The sequence below is a fragment of the Clostridium autoethanogenum DSM 10061 genome (assembly GCF_001484725.1).
Classification (GTDB): domain Bacteria; phylum Bacillota; class Clostridia; order Clostridiales; family Clostridiaceae; genus Clostridium_B; species Clostridium_B ljungdahlii.
The window spans coordinates 1,131,467-1,156,885 of record NZ_CP012395.1 but is presented as its reverse complement, the minus strand read 5'-3'; the positions used below and the strand labels follow the sequence as shown (position 1 = coordinate 1,156,885).

Annotated in this window: 20 protein-coding genes and 1 pseudogene; 13 read left to right on the top strand and 8 right to left on the bottom strand. The window is 31.7% G+C overall.

Translation table 11 applies throughout. From position 1 onward, the window contains the following. Positions 1 to 7: 7 nt before the first annotated feature. The 4 genes and pseudogenes from CLAU_RS21445 to CLAU_RS05060 form a co-directional block, all read right to left on the bottom strand. A pseudogene (locus tag CLAU_RS21445) lies at positions 8 to 1,030 on the bottom strand (histidine kinase N-terminal 7TM domain-containing protein); the annotation flags it as partial. A 138-nt stretch (positions 1,031 to 1,168) separates the two neighbouring features. Continuing rightward, positions 1,169 to 2,398, bottom strand: coding sequence for a sensor histidine kinase (locus CLAU_RS05070; protein ID WP_013239701.1), 1,230 nt, complete (start codon positions 2,396 to 2,398; stop codon positions 1,169 to 1,171). Then, complete coding sequence (locus CLAU_RS05065) at positions 2,395 to 3,069, bottom strand: response regulator transcription factor (RefSeq protein ID WP_013239700.1); 675 nt, start codon at positions 3,067 to 3,069, stop codon at positions 2,395 to 2,397. Before CLAU_RS05065 ends, CLAU_RS05070 begins: the two co-directional genes overlap by 4 nt. A gap of 17 nt (positions 3,070 to 3,086) precedes the next feature. After that, positions 3,087 to 3,737, bottom strand: a complete 651-nt coding sequence (locus CLAU_RS05060; protein ID WP_013239699.1) for a GTP pyrophosphokinase — start codon at positions 3,735 to 3,737, stop codon at positions 3,087 to 3,089. A 512-nt stretch (positions 3,738 to 4,249) separates the two neighbouring features. Between CLAU_RS05060 and CLAU_RS05055 the strand changes: the two genes are divergently transcribed. Next, positions 4,250 to 5,416 (top strand): phosphoglycerate dehydrogenase, encoded by a 1,167-nt coding sequence (locus CLAU_RS05055; protein ID WP_013239698.1) that lies wholly within the window; start codon positions 4,250 to 4,252, stop codon positions 5,414 to 5,416. A gap of 265 nt (positions 5,417 to 5,681) precedes the next feature. Here CLAU_RS05055 and CLAU_RS05050 read toward each other — a convergent pair whose 3' ends face one another. Beyond that, complete coding sequence (locus CLAU_RS05050) at positions 5,682 to 6,515, bottom strand: methyl-accepting chemotaxis protein (RefSeq protein WP_013239697.1); 834 nt, start codon at positions 6,513 to 6,515, stop codon at positions 5,682 to 5,684. A 236-nt stretch (positions 6,516 to 6,751) separates the two neighbouring features. Between CLAU_RS05050 and CLAU_RS05045 the strand changes: the two genes are divergently transcribed. Continuing rightward, positions 6,752 to 7,507 carry a YoaP domain-containing protein gene (locus CLAU_RS05045; protein ID WP_023162098.1) on the top strand — a complete coding sequence of 252 codons (756 nt, stop codon included), beginning with the start codon at positions 6,752 to 6,754 and terminating at the stop codon, positions 7,505 to 7,507. A gap of 159 nt (positions 7,508 to 7,666) precedes the next feature. On the opposite strand, the gene CLAU_RS05040 is transcribed toward CLAU_RS05045, so the two are convergent. After that, positions 7,667 to 7,855: a ribulose-1,5-bisphosphate synthetase gene (locus tag CLAU_RS05040; RefSeq protein ID WP_029170178.1), complete on the bottom strand. Its 189-nt coding sequence runs from the start codon at positions 7,853 to 7,855 to the stop codon at positions 7,667 to 7,669. A 394-nt stretch (positions 7,856 to 8,249) separates the two neighbouring features. On the opposite strand from CLAU_RS05040, the gene CLAU_RS05035 reads away from it, so the two are divergent. From CLAU_RS05035 to CLAU_RS05025, 3 genes are all read left to right on the top strand, one after another. After that, the gene (locus CLAU_RS05035) at positions 8,250 to 9,965 is read left to right on the top strand and encodes a methyl-accepting chemotaxis protein (protein ID WP_029170229.1); all 1,716 of its coding nucleotides are present in this window, start codon (positions 8,250 to 8,252) and stop codon (positions 9,963 to 9,965) included. 47 nt (positions 9,966 to 10,012) lie between these two features. Further along, positions 10,013 to 10,597, top strand: coding sequence for a GNAT family N-acetyltransferase (locus tag CLAU_RS05030; protein WP_029170228.1), 585 nt, complete (start codon positions 10,013 to 10,015; stop codon positions 10,595 to 10,597). 134 nt (positions 10,598 to 10,731) lie between these two features. Further along, positions 10,732 to 11,739 (top strand): aldo/keto reductase, encoded by a 1,008-nt coding sequence (locus tag CLAU_RS05025; RefSeq protein ID WP_023162094.1) that lies wholly within the window; start codon positions 10,732 to 10,734, stop codon positions 11,737 to 11,739. A 197-nt stretch (positions 11,740 to 11,936) separates the two neighbouring features. Here CLAU_RS05025 and CLAU_RS05020 read toward each other — a convergent pair whose 3' ends face one another. After that, the gene (locus CLAU_RS05020; protein WP_023162093.1) at positions 11,937 to 13,307 is read right to left on the bottom strand and encodes an 8-oxoguanine deaminase; all 1,371 of its coding nucleotides are present in this window, start codon (positions 13,305 to 13,307) and stop codon (positions 11,937 to 11,939) included. A gap of 145 nt (positions 13,308 to 13,452) precedes the next feature. Continuing rightward, the gene (locus tag CLAU_RS05015; RefSeq protein ID WP_275935559.1) at positions 13,453 to 14,265 is read right to left on the bottom strand and encodes an MFS transporter; all 813 of its coding nucleotides are present in this window, start codon (positions 14,263 to 14,265) and stop codon (positions 13,453 to 13,455) included. A gap of 462 nt (positions 14,266 to 14,727) precedes the next feature. Here CLAU_RS05015 and CLAU_RS05010 point away from each other — a divergent pair, with 462 nt between their 5' ends. The 8 genes from CLAU_RS05010 to CLAU_RS04975 all read left to right on the top strand — a co-directional run bounded on the left by CLAU_RS05010 (position 14,728) and on the right by CLAU_RS04975 (position 25,035). Continuing rightward, positions 14,728 to 15,402, top strand: coding sequence for a GntR family transcriptional regulator (locus CLAU_RS05010; RefSeq protein WP_013239688.1), 675 nt, complete (start codon positions 14,728 to 14,730; stop codon positions 15,400 to 15,402). A gap of 877 nt (positions 15,403 to 16,279) precedes the next feature. Continuing rightward, complete coding sequence (locus tag CLAU_RS05005; protein ID WP_023162090.1) at positions 16,280 to 17,443, top strand: NAD(P)-dependent malic enzyme; 1,164 nt, start codon at positions 16,280 to 16,282, stop codon at positions 17,441 to 17,443. 161 nt (positions 17,444 to 17,604) lie between these two features. After that, complete coding sequence (citD, locus tag CLAU_RS05000; protein WP_013239182.1) at positions 17,605 to 17,901, top strand: citrate lyase acyl carrier protein; 297 nt, start codon at positions 17,605 to 17,607, stop codon at positions 17,899 to 17,901. Further along, complete coding sequence (gene citE / locus CLAU_RS04995; RefSeq protein WP_013239686.1) at positions 17,901 to 18,803, top strand: citrate (pro-3S)-lyase subunit beta; 903 nt, start codon at positions 17,901 to 17,903, stop codon at positions 18,801 to 18,803. The genes citD and citE overlap by 1 nt, the downstream gene beginning before the upstream one ends. Then, complete coding sequence (citF, locus tag CLAU_RS04990; RefSeq protein ID WP_023162089.1) at positions 18,796 to 20,337, top strand: citrate lyase subunit alpha; 1,542 nt, start codon at positions 18,796 to 18,798, stop codon at positions 20,335 to 20,337. Before citE ends, citF begins: the two co-directional genes overlap by 8 nt. Before the next feature lie 89 nt (positions 20,338 to 20,426). Beyond that, on the top strand, positions 20,427 to 22,364 hold the full coding sequence (locus CLAU_RS04985) for an aconitate hydratase (RefSeq protein WP_023162088.1): 1,938 nt from the start codon (positions 20,427 to 20,429) through the stop codon (positions 22,362 to 22,364). 84 nt (positions 22,365 to 22,448) lie between these two features. After that, positions 22,449 to 23,561 (top strand): 2-methylaconitate cis-trans isomerase PrpF family protein, encoded by a 1,113-nt coding sequence (locus tag CLAU_RS04980; RefSeq protein ID WP_013239683.1) that lies wholly within the window; start codon positions 22,449 to 22,451, stop codon positions 23,559 to 23,561. A gap of 103 nt (positions 23,562 to 23,664) precedes the next feature. Continuing rightward, a complete protein-coding gene (locus tag CLAU_RS04975) occupies positions 23,665 to 25,035 on the top strand; it encodes an aspartate-alanine antiporter-like transporter (protein ID WP_023162087.1) in 1,371 nt (456 codons plus the stop codon). Positions 25,036 to 25,419 lie beyond the last annotated feature (384 nt).

The window sequence follows — 25,419 nt, the reverse complement described above, 5'->3', positions numbered from 1 at the left end:
TTATATTGTGAAAGGTAAATAATCTGCCAATTTCAGATTTATCTGTATCAAAGATAGAAGATTTATATACTCTATAGTAAAAAGTTTTATTGTTGAAGTTAAAAGTAATTGTATATTCATTGCTTGTATCGCTTACTGTAGTAACATGTTTTATATCTGGTACAAATTTTAATAGATCATTAAATTTTATTCCTATGAAATTCATACCTTGTTTAATATTAAATTTTTTATTTTTGAAAGACATTATAAGCTTGATGCCTGCTGGATTGATATCTATTATTTTGTTAGAAGAATCTACTATAATAACAATGTCCTTAATATTTTCTATTAAAAGATCTCTGGCAATTGGCACTATTACTAACTTAGGCATATGAAACATTCCCAAGTATAACACAATCAATGTTAATAGCATGCAAATAGGAGTAACATCTATAAAGACTGACTTAAAATTAGCACTAATAAATAAAAAGTTAATTCCGATAGATACAATTGCACCTGTAAAAATAAATGTACTTTGCCTGCGGTATAATTTGGGAGACTTTATTGCTTTTATCATAAGAATGCAGCATCCTACTAAAATACTGCATTAGGTATAAATGAGATTAATGTAGAATCCAATATTTGGCGCGTACAACAATATGGGAATACCTTTAATATATGACATACTAACATGTGACATAAATTTGTAAGGTATGCTGTTGGAAGTTAAAGACAATAATGATAATGCTGGTATAATAAAAATTAATAAAATAAAGTAAAGATTTTTTCTATTTTTATTAGCATATTCATTTATTATTAGCAGGTAAAGTGGAGAAATAAATACTGTACTAATAAATTCTATTTTTTGGAATAAGATATCTGCTTTCTCTATTTCTGTATAATAGCTAAGTACCTCCATTAAAAGCCACAAAGAAACAAGTATAGTGTTTATGATTAATAATTTTCCCATGACAGTATTTCTTATTCTATACAGAAAAGCTAATAAAGTTATAGAAACTATAAAACTTATACCGAATAAAATTCCATACATTGATATGCTCCTCTAAAATGATTGATATATTATATACATAATTTTAAGGTATAATATACATAATTTCAAAGTTTTTTGTAGAAATTTTTATTTCTAAGCATTGACTTAAAGTTACAGAAGCAGTAATAGATACTTTAATTAGATTAGAACAGTAAAACAAATGGATTTTCCATCCTCACTTCTAACTGAAATCTTTCCATGATGAGCCTGTACAATGGATTTGGCAATGGAAAGCCCAATTCCATAACCTCCAGTTTCTCTGGATCTTGAGGAGTCCACTCGATAGAATCTGTCAAATAGCCTGTCTAAGTTATCTTTATCAATTTCGTCGGTTGTATTATATACTTCTAGTTTTGAGCATTTTTTTGCAGTAGACAAAGAAATTTTGATAGTTCCTTTCTCATTAGTATATTTTACAGCATTGTCCACAAGAGTAGAAACGAGTTGGTCGATACTATCTTCATCACCATGTAATTTTATTCCTGGCTTAATATCCATTAGAAACTTTTTATTCTGTGCCTCTGCAATAGTCCCAAATGGAGCTGTTGTTTCAAAAACTGAATCACTCAAATCAAAATCAGTAAACACCAATTTAACATTTCCTTCATCCATCTTTGAAAGTGTTAGTAAATTTTTTACAAGCTTGTCAAGACGGGAAATTTGATTTCGAGTGCTTGTAATCCATTCGCTTTTACCGTGAGTTAGCTCCAGCACATCTGCATTAGCTGAAATAATGGCAAGTGGCGTCTTGATCTCATGTCCTGCATCAGTAATAAATTGCTTTTGTTTCTCCATATTTTCAATAATAGGATTAATCGCTTTTTTAGAAAAAATAGACACAAGGATAAACACAAGCAAAAGGGTTATTAGTGCAACTCCACAAGAAGTTAGTAAAAATAAAGTAGCTATCTGGATCTGACTTCTACAATCCATGAATACAAGCATTAGACCATCCGGTTTATTTACTACTATATATTTATAGATATCACTATATCCACTAGTTTTACCACTGCCCAGTACCTTATTGGCATATCCTGCTGCATCGGCTGAAGAAACAGCAGCAATATGGTTTGTATCAATTTCCCGTATACTGCCGTCTTTATTGACATGTACTACAAAATATCGTGTTTCAAACTGGGTTTCTGCATTCATTTGAAAACCAAATCTTTGCTCATTAGGTGGCAGCTTCCCTTTTTTATATATTGGAAACTTTCCCTGATTTTCTGAAAGAATTTTAAGGGCACCATTCACTTTACGGTCTATCTGATAAAGATTAACTATATTAATGGAGCCAAGGAGAATGAATACAACCAAAGCCAGTGAACCCATTGTAATCATAATGAATTTTCTCTGTAATTTTTTAATCATTTAATCTCCTCCAATGTATAGCAGGCATCTCTCCTTGAATTAATTTTTACATTAGCACCTAAAGATGACAGCTTTTTACGCAGATAAGAAATGTATACCAATACCACATTGATTTCAGCTTCTTCATCATATCCCCAAATTCGTTCCATAAAATGTTCTGTGGAAATCAAACATTTTGGATTATTCATTAGCATCTCAAGCATCTGAAATTCCTTGTTGCCAAGTCTTAGAGAGGATTTTTTACTTGATAATTCATAGTTTTCTTTGTTGAGGCTAATATTTCCTACTTTAAGTAAACTTGGTGCAAATTCACTTTTCCGTCTGGTCATAGCATGAACTCTGGCCAGCAATTCCCCCATAGCAAAAGGTTTGCTCAAATAATCATCTGCTCCTGTATTTAGTCCAAGAATTCGGTCTTCAATCTCAGCCTTTGCAGTAAGCATCAAAATCGGTGTATGTATTCCTTCTTTCCTTAAATTTCCCAATGCTTCAAGTCCATTCATCTTTGGCATCATAATATCTAAGATAATCACATCATAACTTTTGTATAATCCACATTTTAAAGCGTCTGCTCCGTCATACACAGCATCCACTGAATAATTGTTATGTTTTAAAATGGCAGCCAATGCATTTGACAATTCTTTTTCATCTTCCGCAAGTAAAATTCTCATAATATATCTTCTCCATCTTAATATTGTATTTCATTTATCATATCTGAAATAGTCTGCAAATTTAAATCTGTTGAAGCAATTTCATCTGCACACCGTTTTAATTCATTAATAATCATCTTCTCATTAGAAATGTTTTTTTTGTATTTTAACTGGTGCTCTAAACTTGCCCAACAATCCATTGCAATAGTACGTATTTGAATCTCACAGTACACCATTTCAACCCGGTTTTCTAGATGTAATGGTACTTGTAAAATCATATGATAACTACGATAGCCATTGGGTTTCGGATTGCGAATATAATCTTTTTCCTTAATAATCTTAATATCCTGCTGGTTCTTTAGCATGTTTACAATCCAATAAATATCATCTAAGAATGGACAGATAACACGGATCCCAGCTGCATCATGGATTTCCTTTAAAGCACTTTCTACCGTAACAGGTAAATTTTTTCGCACCAACTTTTCTTTCATGCTTTCAGCTGACTTAATTCTCGCCTTACAGTGTTCAATAGGATCTTTACATTGCTTTGCTACTTTGTATTTTCGAATAATATCCAATCTGGAGATAACTTCAATAATTGTTCCTTCTAATAGTATATAAGATTCTTTATAGAATTCATGTTCAGGTGACAGCGTTTTACATTTAATGTCATATTTAGACTGCTGCATTATGTATTCCTCCTTGCTGAAATAGTTATTTTCAATTTCTAATATAAAAGATAACATTGTAACCTTAAATATAGGTTAAATTTATAGTAGTATAAATAAATAACTCAACTTTCGTACATATAAAATTTTGACTTAATATAAAAAAATTGCGAAGCAAAGCTTTTTAAAATAACAAAGTTCAAATAACAAAGAACAGATAAAGATGATTTCCCTCGTGTCTCAGGAAACCTATAATTTTAATATTTTCTGACGTTAGGAAGAAAATTATCTTTATTTGATATTTGAACTTTGAACTTTGTTCTTTAAGAAAATTGTTTCGCAATATTTTTAAACTGTGAAAGTTGAGTAAATAATTCATCATTTGTATTATAGTAGAGTTGCCCAAATGCTTGAATTTTGATAATATAATAATAAATCTGACAAATGGTCAAGCTATTTTCTATTAATGAATCTTACTTAGTGAGAGTGTTACAATAGGAAGCCATCAGATAAACGATATAGGGGGCAATTAAATGTTTAAAATTCAGAAGTACAATAACATTTCACAAGAAAAACTTAATACAATGCCAAATGATTTATATGAGATTGGGGAAAATTTCGATAATCCAGACGGAATTCTTCTTAGAAGTTTCAATTTACTTAATGCCGAACTTCCTCAAAGTCTTAAAGCAATTGCAAGGGCAGGAGCTGGAGTTAATAATATACCAATAGACAAATGTTCTGAAAATGGAATTGTTGTATTTAATACCCCAGGAGCTAATGCAAATGGTGTTAAAGAGTTAGTTTTAGCATCTCTCTTTCTTTCTTCAAGAAAGATATATAGAGGAATAAATTGGACTAAGTCTCTTAAAGGAAAAGGTGAAGATGTTGTAAAGTTAGTGGAGAAATCCAAAAGCCAGTTTCAAGGCCCGGAAATTAAAGGAAAAAAGCTGGGAATTATAGGGCTGGGTGCTATAGGTGCAGCAGTTGCCAATGATGCACTTGCACTTGGTATGGAGGTAATAGGGTATGATCCATACATATCTGTAGATTCAGCATGGAATCTTTCTCGAAAGGTAGAAAAAGAGACGAATTTTGATAACTTACTTGCTGAAGCAGATTATATTACTATTCATGTTCCATTAAATAATAATACAAAAGGTATGATTAATAAAGAAAAGTTTGCAATTATGAAAAAAGGTATGAAAATAATAAATATAGCAAGAGGTGGACTAGTTGTAAATAAAGATTTACTTGAAGCAATAGAAGATGGCACTGTAAGTTGCTATGTTACAGATTTTCCGGAGGATGAATTAATAGGAAATGATAATATTATTACAATTCCTCATTTAGGAGCTTCAACGCCCGAGTCAGAGGAAAATTGTGCAGCTATGGCAGTAGAGGAACTTAGAAATTTTCTTGAAAGAGGTACTATTAAAAATTCAGTAAATTTCCCAAATTGTGATCTAGAGTATAAAGGTCACATAAGACTTTTAGTTGGAAATATCAATGTTCCTAATATGGTTGGACAGGTAACAACTATATTAGCACAAAATGAAATAAATATTGCCAGTCTGTTAAATAGTCATAAGGGAAAAATTGCATATAATATAATAGATGTTGATGGTAATGTAACTTCCGAAGTATTGGAAAAAATTAAGGCAATCGATGGGGTTGTGATGGTAAGAATTATTAGATAGTTACGCTATAGTCATCGGATAAACAGAGTTCTTGGCATCAGATGGAGTTTTGACTCCACCTGATGCTTAGAAATCGTTATCCAGGGACGTAGCTGCTCTTTACTACCACTTGGAAAAGTGGGAGTATTAGAGCAGGTAGTCATCGGATAAAAGAAAATCATAGGGGATTTTATATATAATGCATCGCCTTATACCATACAAAGGCGATGCATTATTAGTTAATCACAAAATTGAGAAAAAGTAAACTTAGGTTTTTCAACTCATATTAATTTAACTTCATATTATCAACCAATATCTGTGAATTTTCAGTGATTTGTGTTATTGTTGCAGATACTTCTTCTAATGAAGCGGCTTGAGTTGTGGCTATTTGGCCTAGTTCATTTATAGTATCTATTATTACTTTCATATTGTTGTTCATCTCAACAAGTGCCGAAGAGATCTTTTTGGAAGATTCACTACTATTTGATGCCAATTTTCTCATTTCTCCTGCTACTACGGAGAAACCCTTTCCGTATTCTCCAGCTCTTGAAGACTCTATTGCAGCATTAAGTCCAAGAAGATTAGATTGTTTTGATATGCTTTCAATTAAGTTAATAGCCTCATTGCTTTCGGTTATTAGTTTTTTTGTTACTTCAGTATTTTCTATAATATAATTTAATTTTTCAGACAATTTAACAGCATCGTTAGTAATTTCTGATATACTTGAGGTTGTTTCTTGAAGAGAACTCTTTAATTCTGATGTGGACTTTTTAATTTTTATGAGGTCTTCTATATCTGTTGATAAAATTAATACTCCGACAACTTGGCCATCTTTATTAATTGCGGGAATTATGGTAACTTTAGCATCTATACCATGTTCATTTTTATTAAATACAGCTCTAAATGTTTCTTTTTTATTAAAAATGGTATCATTGGCACCAGTATTTTTCATGAGATTCATATCGGATTTGTCACCGACTTTTACAGTAGATTTTTTATTTTTACTGTCTAGAGCATATATACATTTTTCTTTGTCCCAAATTGTGATAACTGTATTTCCCTCAAGTGCTTCACTTATGACTGGTGCAGTATTAATCAATGATTGAAAAATTTTTTCCATTTATAATTCCTTCTCTCATAATTTTGTGAAATATTTTATTAACAATATATCACAATTTAGGGCCATTTTCTACTTTTAATAAATAGTATATATTTCCATTTACTATAGATCAAGTTATACTCTTGATTGTGCAGAAAATATGAATTTATAGAAATATAATTATCAAACATGACATGCAGTTGTCATGTTATTTTTGATATATTGTATGGTAAAATAAAACATAGGAAGGTGCTAAAATGGAATTAGTAAAGGTTACGGAAGAAAACATAGATGAAGAACATATTTGCTGTGCAATTTCAAGCAATAAAGATTGCCAGGTTGTTTCAAAAAAAGAATGGCTGAAGAAACGTTTTAAAGAAGGGTTGGTATTTTTAAAAGGAAATGTCAGGGGAAAGTGTTTTATAGAATATGTGCCATCAGAAAATGCATGGTGTCCTATTGAGGCAAAGGGTTATATGTTTATTGACTGCCTGTGGGTATCAGGGCGATTTAAAGGGAAAGGATATTCAAATGAACTTTTGAATGCCTGTATTTCTGATAGCAGGGAAAAAGGAAAATTAGGGTTAGTCATATTGTCTGCTAAAAAGAAAATTCCCTATATTTCAGATCCTAAGTATTTAAAATATAAGAAATTTCAATTGGCTGATACTTCAGAGCCTTTCTATGAATTATTTTATTTGCCATTTAGTCAAAATGCACCTAAACCATGTTTTATGAAGCATATAAAAGCACATTCAATTAAAGAACAAGGTTTTGTTTTGTATTATTCAAATCAGTGTCCATTTACTGCAAAGTATGTGCCTATCATTGAAAAGGTTGCTTCGGAGAAAAAAATTGCCTTTAAATCAATCCGATTTGAATCAACTAAAGAAGCAAGAATGTCTCCAGCACCATTCACTACATATAGTTTGTTTTATAATGGCCAATTTGTTACAAATGAAATCTTATCTGATAAGACATTTGAGAAAATGATATCTAAGGTTATTGACTAAATATTAATGAATCTTACTTAGTGGGAGTGTTACAGTAGGTAGTCATCAGATAAGAGTACCCTGTAAGATTATACACGATATCATTTCTGTGTCTATCCTGCAGGATACATTTTTATTTTAAATATCAAATAAATTAATTAACCTATGCATGTCCATATGTTAACAATTTTTAATTTTCTTTATTAACTCCTGGGCAACTTTCTGTCCTGAAATTAACATACCACCCAAAATTGGTCCCATTCTTTGACCACCAAAAGTTCCATTAGCAGCCATACCGGATACATAAAGGCCAGGGTAAACTTCACGAGTATTTTCAACAACCTGTTCTTCTCCGCGGTCTGCCCACAATTGTGCTGCATTGAAGGTAAGTCCAGAAACACATTCAATGGAATCAGATGTATAGTAATTTTCTTAATGTAATTTTTGAAAATTTTTTACTTCTAAAAATAAATAGACTATGTTTAATCTATTATCAGCTAATTAAATCCCTTTTTTAAAATAACTATACATTATGAATATTTTGACTAATAAATTATAACATATTATAACATATTATTAAGTAAAATCCGTTGATTATAAAAAAAATATCAAAATATTACTATTATTTTAAATAAAATGGAATAATATATGTCATAATTTTCAGTTTATGGAATAATATCAAAATAAAAAAATAGCAAATAGGCATGAATATATTATTTTCTATACAAAATATTCATTTTGTTTAATATGAGGAGGGTCTCTAATGAACTTATTGAAAAATGTAAGAGTAAAAGTAAGATTACTTATTTCCTATTTAATTGTAGCTGCATTGATTTTAATTGTAGGAATAGTAGGAACAATATCTTTAAAGAAGGTTTCGAATAATTCCCAAAACATGTATAATCAAAATATGCAGATTGTTTATAAGTTGTCCGATATGAATAGGAATTTATCTGATATAAGGTCAGATACTTTAAAAATGGTTTATCAAAAGAGCGATACAAAAAGGCAAGATGCTGAAAAAGATATAAATGAAAAAGAAAGCAATAATGCGGAATATATTAAAACTTTTGATACATTTCAAATGGATACTTCACAAAAGAGTGCGTGGGAAACATTTAAAAGTCAATTGAAAAGTTATAATGATGAAGTTAAAAATATCAATAATTTTTCATCAAAAAAGGATTACGAATCTGCAGAAAGTGAATTGATAAATAAAGCTACACCTATGAGAGAAAATATGTCTAAAAGTTTAAATGATTTAATAAACTTAAATCTCAATTATGCAAAAAACGATAATCAAGACGATATAAAATTATATAATATGTCAAGTGCAATAATGACTGTATTGGTAATTTTTGGATTTGGCCTTGCGATATTGATAGGATTGCTTACATCAAATGACATAAACAAGGTACTTCATGACATACTTAATTTTGCACATAAATTAGAGAAATATGATTTATCATATAAATCTTCAATGGCTAGAAAAGACGAATTTGGAGAAACTGTAGTTGCGCTTACAAATGCTAGAGACAATATAAAAAATCTTATTGAGAATATAATGGAAGATTCTCAGGATATGAGTGCAGCCAGCGAAGAATTATCTGCTACTGTTGAGGAGCTTTATTCTAAAACTGAAAACATGCAAAATGCTGTGGACGATATTGCATCTGGAGCACAAGAAACAAGTGCATCTACTGAAGAAATTACAGCATCTATTCAGGAGGTAAATTCGAGTATAAGTGAGCTTTCACAAAAATCTTTAGATGGAAGTAATAGTGCAAACCAGTCAAAAGAGCATGCTTTAACCGTACAGAAAAGTGGTAACAGGGCAATCGAACAAACAACAAAAGTCTATAATGAAAAAAGAGAAAAAACATTGAAGGCAATTGAAGATGGTAAAGTAGTAGAAAACATAAAAATTATGGCTGATACGATATCGAGTATAGCGGAGCAGACAAATTTACTTGCATTAAATGCAGCAATAGAAGCAGCAAGAGCTGGAGAAAAAGGGAAGGGATTTGCTGTAGTTGCAGATGAAGTAAGAAATCTTGCGGAGCAGTCTTCAGAAGCAACAACTGGTATTCAGGACACTATTTCAAAGGTACATGAAGCATTTAAAAACCTGTCATTGAACAGCAATGATATATTGGATTTTGTATATAAAGATGTAGGTAAAGAATTTAAAGCTTTTGGAAATATGGGCAATCAATATTATAGTGAGGCTGAATTTGTAAGTAAAACGTCGGAAGAAATTGCGGCTATGTCACAAGAACTTACTGCAACCATGAATCAGGTGAGTGAAGCAGCACAGAATATGGCAGAAGTAGCTCAGAAATCTTCAGAAGATGCATTTGTGATAAAAGAAAGTATAAATGAAACTACACAGGGAATTGAACAGGCGGCTAAAACATCACAAATTCAGGCATGCAGTGCTCAGAAACTTAATGAACTTGTACAAAGGTTTAAATTATAATTATGGGTGGAAGGTTTGGTATGATCGTTATTGCAAATTAATATTTTATGAGAGAAGGTAAAGCAGTGACAAATGTTACAATGCGTATGGCAACTAAAGCAGATGCAAAAGAAATTTTGGATATATATGAGCCTTATGTTAGGAATAGTGCAATCTCTTTTGAATATGATGTTCCATCTATTGAAGAATTTACTGAGAGAATTAATAACATATTAAAAAAATATCCATACATAGTAGCGGTAGATAACAATCAGATTATTGGTTATGCATATGTTTCATCATTTAAGGAACGAGTTGCATATAATTGGGCTGTTGAAACTACTATATATTTAAGTCAGGACTGTCGAGGTAAAGGTGTAGGAAAAAAATTGTATTTAGCTTTGGAAAAAATATTAAAGAGACAAAATATCATTAACTTGAATGCGTGTATAGCCTATACAACTACTGATAATGCATATCTTACAAATGCTAGCATGTATTTTCATGAGCATTTAGGATACAGGAAAGTTGCACATTTTACAAAGTGTGGATACAAGTTTGGAAACTGGTATGATATGATTTGGATGGAGAAAATTATTGGAGAGCATTCTGAAAATCCAAAACCAGTTATTCCAATATCAGACTTGCAGTGATTTTATTTTGGTTTTCAGCAAATACAATACTACATTTAAAGAACTTCTAAATGATGTATTGGAAAATCAATCATAATATTTTATTAGTAATAGTGTATAATATTATCTAGGGTTTTAAGGAGGGTGACGATAATATGCAAACTGTAACATTAGGAAAAACTGGACTAGTTGTAAGCAAAAATGGATTTGGGGCACTTCCAATACAGCGTATTTCAAAGAAAGATGCCGTATACTTATTGCAGAAGGCATTTTATAATGGTATCAATTATTTTGATACTGCAAGAGCGTATTCAGACAGTGAGGAAAAGCTTGGAGCTGCCTTTTCTTACATAAGAGATAGGATTACTATAAGCACAAAAACAGCAGCACAAAATGCGAATGATTTTTGGAAGGATTTAGAGCAGAGTCTTAAAAATCTTCAGACAAATTATATTGATATCTATCAGTTTCATAATCCTGCGTTTTGTCCAAAACCTGGCGATGAATCGGGACTTTATGATGCAATGATTGAGGCAAAGAAACAGGGAAAAATTCGTTTTATTGGAATTACAAATCACAGATTGGCAGTAGCAAAAGAGGCAATAGAATCAAATTTATATGATACGCTGCAATTCCCATTCTCTTATCTTGCAAGCAATGCAGATATAGAAATTGTGGAAGCATGCAAGAAAAATAATATGGGTTTTATTGCAATGAAAGCTTTATCAGGAGGACTTATTACAAACTCTGCCATGGCATATGCATATCTTGCACAGTTTCAACATGTTGCTCCAATTTGGGGTATACAGCGTGAGAATGAACTAGATGAATTCTTGTCCTATAATGATAATCCACCAGTTTTGACAGAGAATATGAAAAAACAGATTGAACATGACAGAAAAGAATTATCAGGAGATTTCTGCCGTGGATGTGGGTACTGTATGCCCTGTTCTGCTGGGATTCAAATTAATGATTGTGCAAGGATGAGTCTTCTTCTCCGACGGGCACCGCAGAATGTTTACTTATCAGAAGAATGGCAGGAGAAGATGAAAAAAATAGAGGATTGTATTCACTGTAACAAGTGTATGAGCAAATGTCCATATGGCTTAAACACTCCGGAACTTTTAAAAAAGAATTACGATGACTACAAGACCTTTTTATAAGGCATTTGAAAGAAAATAGCAAGTCAAAGATGCGACGGATATTTTTTATCAGACAAGGAGGCAGGTTCCGCAGATAGGAATTCTATTTAAGGGTTCTACCTCCTTAAATCTTACAAATCCAATGAATTTGTGAGTTTCGTCAGTAACTTTTGTACTATACTTATAGCAAAGTTTATTATTAATCGGTGTTCCTTGCCTTACAGATTATTTTCTCTTTCATGTTTAACTATATCTTGAGCAATTTTATGGGCGTTTTTTGCTATTTCATCTGTATTCATGGTAATAAGTTTTCCATCTATTGAAACTATTTTTCCGTTAACAATGGTCATTTTTGTATAACTTGAGTTTCCAAGGCATACTAGCGAAACAAGTGGATCATGGCATCCTGCATATTCAACTCCACTAAGATCAAATAATATTATATCTGCAGCTTTTTCTCTATCTAGCCTTCCAGTATCAATTCTTCCAAGTACATCTGCACCACCTCTTGTTGCAATTTTTAACATTTCATAAGCATTAAGTCCTTTTGTTCCATACTTTAAATGATTTAGAAGATAGGCACGTCTAATTTCCTCCCACATATTAGAACCATCATTACTAGCACTTCCATCGACCCCTATACTTATTTTTCCGCCTTTTTGAACAATTTCAGAAGTCCTGCAGATTCCACTGCTGAGTTTCATGTTGGATGAAGGACAGTGTGCAATACCTGTTCCACTTAATCTATCTATTTCTGCATCGCTAAGATATATACCATGTGCATACCAAACATCAGAGCCAACCCATTCAAGTTCCTCCATAAGTTCAAAAGGTCTTCTTCCGTATTTTTCAATACAAAATCTCTCTTCATCCAGCGTTTCTGCAAGATGAGTATGCATCATAACTCCTCTTTTTCTAGCTAAATCCTTCGTTTTAAGCATTAACTCTTTCGTAACTGAAAATGGTGAGCAGGGTGCTAGTGCGATTCTTGTCATTGAAAAATCATTTACATCATGATACTTGCTTATAAGTCTATAACTATCCTCTAATATTTTATCTTCCTCTTGAACAACTGTCATTGGAGGAAGCCCTCCTTGATCCCGTCCTAAAGACATGGAACCTCTTGTGGCAGTAAAGCGAATTCCTATTTCTTTTGCTGCTCTGATTTCATCATCTATTAAAGTTTGAGGCTGATTGTTTGGAAACACGTAGTGATGATCTGAAGTTAAGGTGCATCCGGTTCTTAATAGTTCACTAAAACCAACTAAAGCACCATAATATACTGCATCGGGAGTTATGTTTTTCCAAAATTCGTATAATCCAATAAGCCATGGAAAAAGCGGTTTTTCTTGAACTTCTTTTATTCCTCTAAATAAGGTTTGATATAAATGGTGATGGGTATTTACAAATCCAGGCAAAGCTACAAGATTGGTACAATCTATTATGTCTGTCTTATCAGGTACACTAAGTTTCTTACCTATTGAAGTGATTTTTGGACCTTCTACTAATATGTCTACATTTTCAAGTATTTCATCTTTGTCATTAAATGTTACTACAGTTCCAATATTCTTTAAAAGTAATGCTTCCATAATAAAATCCCCCTTAGAAAACAAAAAAACCGCTTTGAATGAGTATATTCAAAGTGGTTAACTCGACACTGATTTAAATATAAAGTTGTTTTTCTTCTAACATTATATTACCAATTTTATGAATGCTTGTATAGCTTTTTATTATTTAAATTCTATTCTTGGATTTGCTTTTCATGATTAATAAAGTAACTGTTAATAGTAGTGTAAATAAACCGCATGTAAAATATCCAAAGCCTGCACCTGCCTGCTGCATAACAGCTCCTGCAAATGAATTTCCAATAGGAGCAGAACCTGAAGTAATTAAAGAATATACGCTCATAACCCGTCCCCTATACTCATTTGTTATATTAAGCTGCAAGATAGAATTTGACATATTTAAAAATGTCAAATAGAAAAATCCTATAAACACTATCAAAATAGCAACTATATAATATTGCCTAAAAAAGTATGTAAATATTTGAGCTATTGATATTAATATTGCATCTCCAATTTGTATGGCTTTGCTAAGTCCAAGCTTACTTCTTAGTACCATAAAAATAGCACCGCTTAATGCTCCTACACCAAATGCTGATAAAAGAAAGCTGTATTCTTTTGCTCCCATTTTTAGTATTTCACTTGTGAATACTGGTATTATAACTTCCGAATTTGCTGAAAATACACATACTATAATCATAAGTAGAACTGTAAATTTTAAAATATCATTGTCTGCTATGTATTTAATACCATCTTTAATTTCTTTTATTACATTCTGATTATTTCTCTTTAACTTATTCTCTTTAACTTTTATTCTACATATTCCATAAATAACAGGTATAAAACTTATTCCATTAATAAAGAAACAGGTAGTAGTACCGAGTTTCACCATCAAGATACCTGCAATAGAAGGTCCAACAATCTTTGCCAAATTAATAACTGTAGAATTTAAAGAGATTGCATTCATTAAATCCTCTTTTCCTATTATTAATCCTCTTAGTCTATTATAAATTCAATAATGTTATTTGAATAATACTATTAATGTTATATAATTGATAGGATAATACTATAATGACTTAATTTAATAAATTAAAATTCATATAAAGAGAGGATTTATCAATTTGCCTGCGCTATTTTAGATGTATGAATGCAGTGCTGGCACCTAATGTTGAAGCACTAATCAAAAGCATATATGCTTTCAGTTGACGCAAAATCATTAACTTAATGGCATTTGGAGAAGTGTGCCCTTTTTATCCGAGAGCAAAGATCATTGAGAGGAGGATTTTAACTGAATTTATAATGGAAAAATTTTAACCAAGAAGTTGCCCACTAGAACTTGACACAAACTAATGATCTCAAATAATTGTAATTTAAAAATGTATATATTATAATAACTGTAAGTGATCGTTGATAAGGTATTAAATATTAAATTAAGTAAGGAGATTATATGGGTTCACTATTTGAAAAAATTGAAGTTACAGATTTAAGACCCATCAGAGAAATAGTCTTTGAAAGATTAAGAAAGGCAATTATTGATGGTAATCTTGAACCAGGAGATAGACTTGTTGAAACTTTTATAGCGGAAAACATGGGAGTTAGTAGAACACCTGTTAGAGAAGCTTTTAGACAACTAGAAATAGAAGGTTTGGCTGAAAATATTCCTAGAAAAGGAACTATTGTTAAGGGAATATCAAAAGAAGATATTATAGAGATCTATCAAATTAGGGAAGTACTTGAGGGGTTAGCATTTAGGTTAACATGTTCTAGAATATCTGAAGAACAGATAGTCGAATTAAAAGAAAAAATTTGTAAAATGGATCAGTATATTGGTGATGAAAATATAGCACAATATTGGTCAGTACATGGAGAATTTCACAATATCATACTATATTTAACTGGTAATAAAAGACTTATAGATCAGATGAAGCAAATTTATCAATATTTATCAAAATTGAGAAAGGCTACTTTGGTTATGGATAAAAGAAGAGAGCAAGCTATGAAGGAACATAAAGAACTTATAGAAGCTTTTGAAAAAAAAGATGAAAAGTTAGCTGAAAAAATAGGCAGAAAGCATACTATAAATGCTAAGAAGTTTATTGAAAAAGAAGTTCATTTATTTTAAGTTTTATTTTGTAACTATTACTGCCAACGGTACAAATAGTAATGAAAATATGGCTGTGTTTTTTGTCATATTGTTATAGTTAAGTTAATAAAAAGATACATTATAGAGTACATTGAAGGTTACTTTGCTTAATTCAAAATAGCATTTTAACTAGTGTAAGAATCATTTTTAAACCACAAATAAGTGGTTTTTTTAATTGCACGATAATCGTTGTTCTAGATTTTCGTTAAATAGGGTTCCTAATTAAAAATAACTTATACATAAACAGATTTCTAAGCATCGGGTTGAGTTTTGACTCCACCTGATGCTTAGAAACAGAATTCTTAGTGCTTTAGCACTTAGAAGGCGTTATCCTTTAGGAAAAATCGTTATTCAGGGAGGTAGCTGCTCGTAACGTACATTTGGAGAAGTTGGAGTAGTAGAGTAGGTAATCATCGGATAAAATATACTAACAAAATTGTTTTAAAAATATTGAGGTTAAAACTTATTAAAAGTTTTAATGTGCTAAAAATTGTATGTATATGGCTAGTATAAGCTATTTTTAGACTTGAAATACTATATATATTTAAATTTCACAAAAAACGATTGCAAAATTCTTAAATATGTATTATTATAAAAACAGTAAAGCTTTTCCTAGTTATATTTTACATTGTATACAAGTATACGATGTAAAATATAAGAATAAAAGTGTAATATAAAATAATTTATGTTTATATTTTTTGCTTACAATTGTATACCTGTATACAATTATAAGCAAATGAAAAGGCATTATATATTAAAAAATTTATTTAATTCTAGAAGTAGCTATTAAAATAGAAATAGGAAAATAAGGAGGTGTAATCAGATTGTTGGAATTTTGCAATTTGATTAAAAAAGTATGGTTATGAATGTAAAAGAAGAATCCTTAAAATTACATAGAGAAAAACACGGTACTATAGAAATCGTTGGAACAATGCCATTGAGAAACGGTGATGATTTGGCAGTAGCTTATACACCAGGTGTAGCAGGTCCATGTCTGGAAATTGCCAAGGATGAAGAAAAGGCATATGAGTATACAATAAAGGGAAAGACAGTAGCTGTAGTTACAAATGGAACTGCAGTACTAGGACTTGGAAATATAGGACCAGCAGCAGGTCTTCCTGTAGTTGAAGGAAAAGCATTGTTACTTAAAAGATTTGCAAATGTAAATGCAATACCAATATGTGTAGATTCTACAGATCCTGATGATATAGTAAATACTATTAAAAACATTGCACCGGGATTTGGAGGAATACATCTTGAAGATATAAAAGCACCTGAATGTTTCTATATTGAAGATAAGTTAAAAGAAGAATTAGATATACCAATATATCATGATGACCAGCATGGTACTGCTATTGCAGTGTTAGCAGGCCTGTACAATGCTTTGAAAATAGTAAATAAAGATATTAGTGATATAAAAGTTGTTATAAACGGTGCTGGTGCTTCAGGTATTGCAACAGCTAAGCTTTTGATTTCAGCAGGAGTAAAAAACATAGTACTTTGTGACATAAACGGTATAGTTTACGAAGGAGATAATTGCTTAAACGAACCTCAGAAACAAATAGCAAAGGTAACAAATAGAGGCTTAGCAAAGGGAACATTAAAAGATGCAATGAAGAATGCAGATGTTTTTATAGGTGTTTCTGCTGGAAATGTAGTAACTGGTGAAATGGTAGAAGGTATGAACAAAGATAGTATAATTTTTGCATTAGCCAACCCAACACCTGAAATAATGCCTGAGGAAGCAAAAAAAGCAGGAGCTAAAGTTATAGCAACAGGAAGGTCAGATTTTCCAAATCAAATAAACAATGTTTTAGTTTTCCCGGGAATTTTTAAGGGAGCTTTAAGTGTAAGAGCTAAGGAAATATGTGATGAAATGAAAATTGCAGCAGCTAAAGGTCTTGCAAATTTAGTAAAGAAAGATGAATTGAATGAAGAATATATAATACCAAGTGTATTTAATAGAAATGTTTGTGATGCAGTTTCCAAAGCAGTTATGGATGTAGCACAAAAGAAATAATAAATTTACAGCATAAGGTAAGAAATCTGATAAAGAGCAGAAACTTTCACAGGTAAAAAATTTAGTACCGAACACTACCTACAGATTTTTGTGTTCAAAAGAGGCAATACCGATAATTAATAAAATTCAAAATAAATAGATTTAATATAGGAGGTTCACTTATGGAAATAAAAAAAGCTGCTATAGCAGGAACATTTGAGTCCAGCGATATTACAATATCAGTACAGCCTAATCCGGAGAATGAGGTGGCTATAAAGTTAAAAAGTTCCGTGGAAAAACAATTTGGAGACAAGATAAAAAAAGTTATAATGGACACTTTAGAAGAACTAGATGTAAAAAGTGCCATTGTAGGTGCCAATGACAAAGGAGCCTTAGATTGTGTTATAAAAGCAAGGGTACAAGCTGCAGTTATGAGGGCAGCAGAAGAAACAAAATTCAACTGGGAGGTGGAAAAGTAATGTACAAGTTAAGAAGAACAATGATGTATGTACCGGGAAACAATCCAGGAATGGTTAAGGATGCACATATATATGGAGCAGATTCTCTAATGTTTGATTTAGAAGATTCAGTATCCCTAAATGAAAAGGATACAGCTAGATTCTTAGTATACAATGCACTAAAATCCATAGATTATGAAGGTACAGAAACAGTAGTAAGAATAAATGGACTTGATACACCTTTTGGAATGGAAGATTTAGAGGCAATAGTAAGGGCACAACCTGATGTTATAAGACTTCCAAAGACAGAATGTGCACAAGATGTTATAGATGTAGAAAAGGAAATAGAAAGAATTGAAAAACAATCAGGAATACCTGTTGGAAAGACAAAAATTATGGCAGCTGTTGAAAGCGCTATAGGAGTTATGAATGCCTATGAAATAGCTACAGCAAGCAAAAGACTTATGGGAATAGCAATAGGGGCAGAAGACTATGTTACTAATTTAAAGACAACCCGTTCTTTAGATGGAATAGAACTTCTTGCAGGAAGAAGCCATGTATTATTAGCTGCCAGAGCAGCAGGAATATACGCCTTTGACACAGTATTTTCTGATGTAAACAATGAAGAAGGATTCATAAATGAAGTAAAGCTTATAAAGCAGTTAGGATTTGACGGAAAGTCCGTAATAAACCCAAGACAAATTGCTCCTGTCCATAAGATATATACACCTTCACAAAAAGAAATAGATAAATCCGTTCGTGTTATAAGAGCTGCAAAAGATGCTGCAGAAAAAGGATCTGGAGTAGTTTCACTAAATGGAAAAATGGTAGATAAACCTATTATAGAACGTGCACAGAGAGCTTTGATGTTAGCAGAAGCTTCAGGTATATGCGTAAGTGAAGGAGGAGAAGACATTGACTAAGAATAAAATAGGAAGAGAAATACCAGATTACATAGAAGGAATTGGAAAGCTGGTACCTTATGGGGGACCATTTGATTTCAAACCAACAAAGAAAAAATTTGCAAGAAAAATATCCAGTATAAAACCTGGAGAAAGTAAATTGCTTGAGAGCATAAAAGAAGCTGTAATAAAGACAGGATTAAAGGATGGCATGACAATATCATTCCACCACCACTTTAGAGCAGGAGATTACATATTAAACATGGTGCTGGATGTCATAGCCGAAATGGGAATAAAGAACTTAACTTTAGCGCCAAGTTCTTTAAGCAGTGTCCATGAACCAGTAATTGAACACATAAAAAATGGTGTTGTTACTAAAATCATAACTAGTGGTGTTAGAGGACCACTTGCAGAAGCTATATCAAATGGAATTTTAGATACACCTATTATAATACGTTCCCATGGTGGAAGAGCGAGAGCTATAGAAGCAGGAGATTTAAAAATAGACGTGGCATTTTTAGGTGCACCTAGCTGTGACGACTATGGAAATGCCAATGGATATACAGGAAAATCCTTTTGTGGTTCACTAGGATACGCTAAAATAGACGCAGAATATGCAGATAAAGTAGTACTTATTACAGACAATTTGGTACCATATCCAAATGTACCTGCAAGTATAGAACAAAACAATGTAGATTATGTAGTTAAGGTAGATGCAATTGGAGATCCTAAGGGAATAGCATCCGGTGCAACAAGATATACAAAGAACCCAAGAGAACTTTTGATTGCACAGTATGCAGCAGAAGCAATTGAAGCTTCAGGATATTTTGTACCAGGATTTTCAATCCAGAGTGGTTCCGGTGGAGCATCCCTTGCAGTAGCAAGATTTTTAAGGGAAAAGATGATCGAAAAAGATATTAAAGCCAGCTTTGCATTAGGTGGAATTACAGGCCAGTTTGTAGAAATGCAAAAAGAGGGTCTTATTTCAAAAATCTGTGATGTACAGAGCTTTGACTTAATAGCAGCAAAATCCATAGGAGAAAATCCAGATCACTATGAAATAAGTTCATCCCTATATGCTAATCCACATAATAATGGATGTATTTCTAATAAATTGGATATAGTTATATTAAGTGCACTGGAAGTAGATACAGACTTTAACGTCAATGTAATTACAGGTTCAGATGGAGTAATTAGGGGAGCATCAGGAGGACACTGTGATACTGCAGCAGGAGCAAAACTTTCTATGATAGTTTGTCCGCTTATTAGAGGTAGAATACCTACTGTTGTGAAGAAAGTAAATACTATAATAACTCCAGGAGAAACAGTAGATGTAGTAGTTACAGACAGGGGAATAGCAGTAAATCCTCTTAGAAAAGATTTACTTGAAAAATTTAAGAAAGCAAAGCTTCCAGTATGTACTATAGAAGAGTTAAGAGAAAAGGCAGAAGAAATTACAGGAAAGCCTAAGGCAATTGAATATGGTGACAAGATTGTTGGTGTAGTTGAATATAGAGATGGTACTATTATCGATGTTATAAAGCAAGTAAAATAAAGTAGTATAAAATTGGCTTACTAATTGTATACAGGTATACAATTAGTGAAGCAAACATTTTAATTTTTAGGAAGGGTAGGTAAATAATAGTGGGAGAAAATATAACTAGAAAGATTTTAAAATCACATTTAGTAGAAGGAAAAATGATTGCTGGAGAAGAGATATCAATAAAAATTGATCAAACACTAACACAAGATGCTACAGGTACAATGGCATATTTATCCTTTGAAGCATTAGGAATACCAAGAGTAAGAACTGAAGTTTCAGTAAGTTATATTGATCATAATACATTACAAGCAGGATTTGAAAATGCAGATGATCATGCATTTTTACAGACTATTGCTGCAAAATATGGGATATACTGCTCAAAGCCAGGAAACGGAATATGTCATCAAGTACATTCAGAAAGATTTGCAAGACCAGGAAAAACTTTACTAGGTTCAGATAGTCATACTCCTACTTCTAGTGCTTTAGGTATGATAGCAATAGGTGCTGGTGGAATGAGTGTAGCTATGGCTATGGCTGGACAGCCATTTCATCTAGTTATGCCTAGAGTTATAAATGTTAAGTTAACTGGAAAATTAAGAACAGGAGTTGCAGCAAAGGATATAATATTAGAGCTCTTAAGAAGAATGACTGTTAAAAATGGAGTAGGAAAAGTAATAGAATATAGTGGTTCAGGAGTAGAAACTTTAAGCGTACCAGAAAGATGTACTATAACTAATATGGGAGCAGAGTTAGGAGTTACTACATCTGTATTCCCAAGTGATAGAGTTACTTATGAATTTATGAAGGATCAAAAAAGAGAAGCTGATTGGATAGAACTTAAAGCTGATTCAGATGCTGAATATGATGAACTAATAGAAATAAATCTTGATGAAATAGAACCTTTGGTTGCTAAACCACATATGCCAGATAAGGTAGTTAAGGTAAGAGATGTTAGTGATGTTAAGGTAAGTCAAGTATTTATAGGAAGTTGTACTAATTCATCTTATTCTGATTTAGCTAAAGCAGCAACTATTTTAGATGGAAAATGCTTAAATCCTAATGTAAGTCTTTGCATAGCACCAGGATCAAAACAAGTTTTTGAAATGATAGCTAGAGATGGAATACTTCAAAAGTTAATTTCTGCTGGAGCTAGAATTCTGGAAAGTGCTTGTGGGCCTTGTGTTGGCGTGGGACAAGCACCTCAATCAGGAGGGGTTTCCTTAAGAACAAATAATAGAAACTTCATTGGAAGAAGTGGTACAAAGGATGCAAAAGTTTATTTAGCAAGTCCAGAAGTTGCAGCTGTTAGTGCTATAACTGGTGTAATTACTGATCCAAGAGATTATGATGGCATAGATTTGGAAACTATAAGTAAAATAAAAGACACAAAAGAAAGAATTATTGATGATAGAATGATAATTGCACCAAAAGATAAAACAGATGATGTTGTTGTTAGAAGGGGTCCAAATATTAAACCACTTCCATTAAGAGGAGATTTAGAAGAAGAAATAAATACAGCGGTACTTTTAAAAGTAGGAGATGATATTACAACTGATGACATAATGCCAGCAGGTGCTAAAATTCTTCCATTAAGATCGAATGTTCCGGCTATATCACAATATGTATTTAATGGAATAGATCCTACATTTTCTAAAAGAGCAAAAGAAAATAATGGTGGAATTATTGTAGCGGCAGAAAATTATGGACAAGGATCAAGTAGAGAACATGCTGCACTTGCACCTATGTATTTAGGCGTTAAAGCAATTTTAGCAAAATCTTTTGCAAGAATACATCATGATAATTTAATTAATTATGGAATTTTGCCATTGAGATTTAAAGATAAGGCTGATTATGACAAAATAAATCAAGGTGATGTATTGGTTGTTAAAAATGTTAGAGAGCAAGTTAGTAAGGGTGAGTTTATTGTAATAGATAAAACTCAAGGATTTGAAATAAAGGCTTTTGTTATTTTCTCAGATAGACAAAAAGAAGTAATGATAAGCGGCGGTCAATTAAATTATGTTAAAAAGATGATATAGTTAGCAAAGACATTGTATACAGGTATACTGTATACAATGTTAAACAAAAAATGTTGACAATTTAATGCTTAAGGAGGAGTTATAATGAATAAAACTCAATGTACTCTTATGAGAGGTGGAACAAGTAAAGGTGCATTCTTTAAATATGAGGATATGCCAAAAGATAAAAATAAATGGAGTGATTTCCTTTTAGAAGTTATGGGAAGTCCAGATGCTAAGCAAATTGATGGATTAGGTGGAGCAAATTCGTTGACTAGTAAAGTAGCAATTATAAAAAAATCAGATAAAGAAGATTACGATGTAGAATATACATTTGCACAGGTTAGCTTAACTGACAGAATGGTTGACTTTAAAGGAAATTGTGGGAATATTTCTTCAGCTGTTGCACCATTTGCAATTAATGAAGGTATTATAAAGGCAGATGGTAATAAAGCAAAAGTTAAAATATTAAATACAAACACAAATAAATTGATAGTATCAGAAGTAGAAATTGAAAATAAACAAGCAAAAGAAAAAGGTAATACATATATACCTGGAGTACCTAATCCAGGATCACCAGTTTATCTTTCATTTTATAATTCAGAGGGTGCAGTTACAGGAAAATTATTACCTACAGGAAATGTACTAGATTCCATAGAAACTTCTGTAGGAAAAATAAGTATTTCTATTGTTGATGCTGCAAATCCATTAGTATTTATAAATGCTGATGATATTGGTTTAAAAGGTACTGAGTTACCAGATGAGTTTACAGAAAATAATTTAAAATTAATAGAAGAAATACGTTCTATAGCAGCAGAACTATGTGGATTTGCAAGCAAAGATGAGGCAACAAAGAAATCTCCAGCAGTACCAAAAGCTACAATAATATCAATGCCTAATAAATATGTAGATTTAAGTGGGAAAGAAATAAGTAAAGATAATATGGATTTAGTTGTCAGAATGATGTCAATGCAAAAACCTCATAAGGCGCTAGCGATAACAGGTGCAGTATGTATAACAACAGCAGCAAGCATTGAAGGAACTTTAGTTAATAAGATAACAAGAATCAATAATGGAAAGGTAAGAATAGGACATCCAGGTGGTGTCATGGAGACAGCAGCTAAAATGAATGGAAAAAAAATTGAATGTGTAAAAGTTGTTAGAACAGCACGTAGAATAATGGAAGGTTATGTTTATACAAGGGACAATATTAAGTAGTAATAAATATTACTACTTAATATATTAATGTAATCGTTTGTCATTTAAATAGAATGGTGTAAGTTAATAAAAAGCTATATCATATACGAAGGAGTGTTAAAAAATGTTTAATTTAAGTAATTTTATACTCAACCCATTTGTATTACTATTTGCTGCAGTATTTTTAGGAATTTTATTTGGAAAAATAAGAATTGGCCAATTTCGTTTTGGACTTTCTGGAGCATTGTTTTCGGGTATTGCTTTAAGTTGGTCAGTATTAACATATGCAAGGAATATTAAGAGTAGTTCTCCAGTGTACAAGGCAGCACAACAAGCAATAAATAAGGGACTTATATCTCAAGACCTTTTTAATTTATTTCTTATTTTATTTATTGGTGCGGTTGGCCTTTTAGCTGGAAAGGATATAAAAGGTGTATTAAAAAAATATGGAGCTAAACTGATTATAGTAGGTTTAGTAATTACATTTACAGGAGCTGCACTAACTTGTGTATTCTTAAAAACTAATAAAAGTTTTAATTCTCATGAGGTATCTGGCATATATTCTGGTGCTCTTACAAGTTCACCAGGTTTAGCGGCTTCACTTGATGCTGCTAAAGGACATGGAAATGAAATAGCATCAACATATACTTCTTTATCTACTGAACAGAAAAAAGAAGTATTAAAAATGATTGACAAATCGGGAAAATTAACACCAGAAAATACTACTAAGTTAACAGATGAACAAAAATCATCAATTATTAAAGCTGTCCAATCAGATGTAAGCTCAGGATTTACAGCAGCATTTCCTTTTGGTGTAGTAACAATTATATTGTCTATGGCTATTCTTCCTAAACTTTTTAGAATAGATATAGAAAAAGAAAAAGAAATGTTTTCATCAGCTATGAGCGAAGTTGCTGCTGATAGTGAAAAGGGAAATATTAAAGAAATTGGTTTTGATCTTGCTGCATTCGCCTTAGTGTGTTTTGTAGGATACTTTATAGGATCAATAAATATTGGTTTAGGAAAACTAGGAAAGTTTTCATTAGGTACGCCGGGAGGGGTATTAATAAGTGCTCTTGTATTCAGTAACGTAGGTAAAATAGGTATGATTAGCTTCAGAATGAATGGAAAAATATTAGGAGCAATAAGACAGTTTGGATTAGTATGTTTCTTAGCAACAGTTGGTTTAAGTTATGGATATAATGTTATTACCATATTTGCAGGAGCAGGAGCAATGTTAGCTCTTATGGGATTGATAGTAGTCTGTGTAGCTATCTTAATGGGATTCTTAGTTGGAAGATACATATTTAAATTAAATTGGGTTATATTAGCAGGATCTATATGTGGAGGAATGACTTCAACACCTGGATTGGGAGCTGCTGTTGATGCAATAGGTAGTGATGAGGCGGCTACTGGATATGGTGCAACTTATCCATTTGCATTATTATTTAAGGTACTATTTATAACTATACTATATAAAACGTTTTTAATGTAATATTGTAAATTAATTGATTAAATTAGTTTAATTAATTATTAAAAGATTGCACTTTAGTATATATTAATTTTATTTATACATATAAAGAGGTGCTACTGCCTAGAATGGAGTGTTTCTGGTACAGTTTAGAATTGTATGCAGTAGTGAAATCGTTCTATAGAATATTAGAGAGCTTACTCAAGATGTACGTTATGAATCATCTGAACAAGTTCAAAAACAAATCTTTAAATAAAAGGAAGCACTTTATCTACAGGAAGCCTTCCTTTTATTTTTACCTGGAAATTTAACTATTATAAGGATGATGAGGACTAAAAGGTGCTGCAGTTTTATGTAATTACCTAAATTTCGTACAAACTAAGATTAATTAATGTGAATAAGTTTCCA

Bases quoted from the DNA above. Each gene is read 5' to 3' on its own strand.
- CLAU_RS05070 (WP_013239701.1), bottom strand. From the start codon at position 2,398: ATGATTAAAAAATTACAGAGAAAATTCATTATGATTACAATGGGTTCA.
- CLAU_RS05065 (WP_013239700.1), bottom strand. From the start codon at position 3,069: ATGAGAATTTTACTTGCGGAAGATGAAAAAGAATTGTCAAATGCATTG.
- CLAU_RS05060 (WP_013239699.1), bottom strand. From the start codon at position 3,737: ATGCAGCAGTCTAAATATGACATTAAATGTAAAACGCTGTCACCTGAA.
- CLAU_RS05055 (WP_013239698.1), top strand. From the start codon at position 4,250: ATGTTTAAAATTCAGAAGTACAATAACATTTCACAAGAAAAACTTAAT.
- CLAU_RS05050 (WP_013239697.1), bottom strand. From the start codon at position 6,515: ATGGAAAAAATTTTTCAATCATTGATTAATACTGCACCAGTCATAAGT.
- CLAU_RS05045 (WP_023162098.1), top strand. From the start codon at position 6,752: ATGGAATTAGTAAAGGTTACGGAAGAAAACATAGATGAAGAACATATT.
- CLAU_RS05035 (WP_029170229.1), top strand. From the start codon at position 8,250: ATGAACTTATTGAAAAATGTAAGAGTAAAAGTAAGATTACTTATTTCC.
- CLAU_RS05030 (WP_029170228.1), top strand. From the start codon at position 10,013: ATGAGAGAAGGTAAAGCAGTGACAAATGTTACAATGCGTATGGCAACT.
- CLAU_RS05025 (WP_023162094.1), top strand. From the start codon at position 10,732: ATGCAAACTGTAACATTAGGAAAAACTGGACTAGTTGTAAGCAAAAAT.
- CLAU_RS05020 (WP_023162093.1), bottom strand. From the start codon at position 13,307: ATGGAAGCATTACTTTTAAAGAATATTGGAACTGTAGTAACATTTAAT.
- CLAU_RS05010 (WP_013239688.1), top strand. From the start codon at position 14,728: ATGGGTTCACTATTTGAAAAAATTGAAGTTACAGATTTAAGACCCATC.
- CLAU_RS05005 (WP_023162090.1), top strand. From the start codon at position 16,280: ATGGTTATGAATGTAAAAGAAGAATCCTTAAAATTACATAGAGAAAAA.
- citD (WP_013239182.1), top strand. From the start codon at position 17,605: ATGGAAATAAAAAAAGCTGCTATAGCAGGAACATTTGAGTCCAGCGAT.
- citE (WP_013239686.1), top strand. From the start codon at position 17,901: ATGTACAAGTTAAGAAGAACAATGATGTATGTACCGGGAAACAATCCA.
- CLAU_RS04980 (WP_013239683.1), top strand. From the start codon at position 22,449: ATGAATAAAACTCAATGTACTCTTATGAGAGGTGGAACAAGTAAAGGT.
- CLAU_RS04975 (WP_023162087.1), top strand. From the start codon at position 23,665: ATGTTTAATTTAAGTAATTTTATACTCAACCCATTTGTATTACTATTT.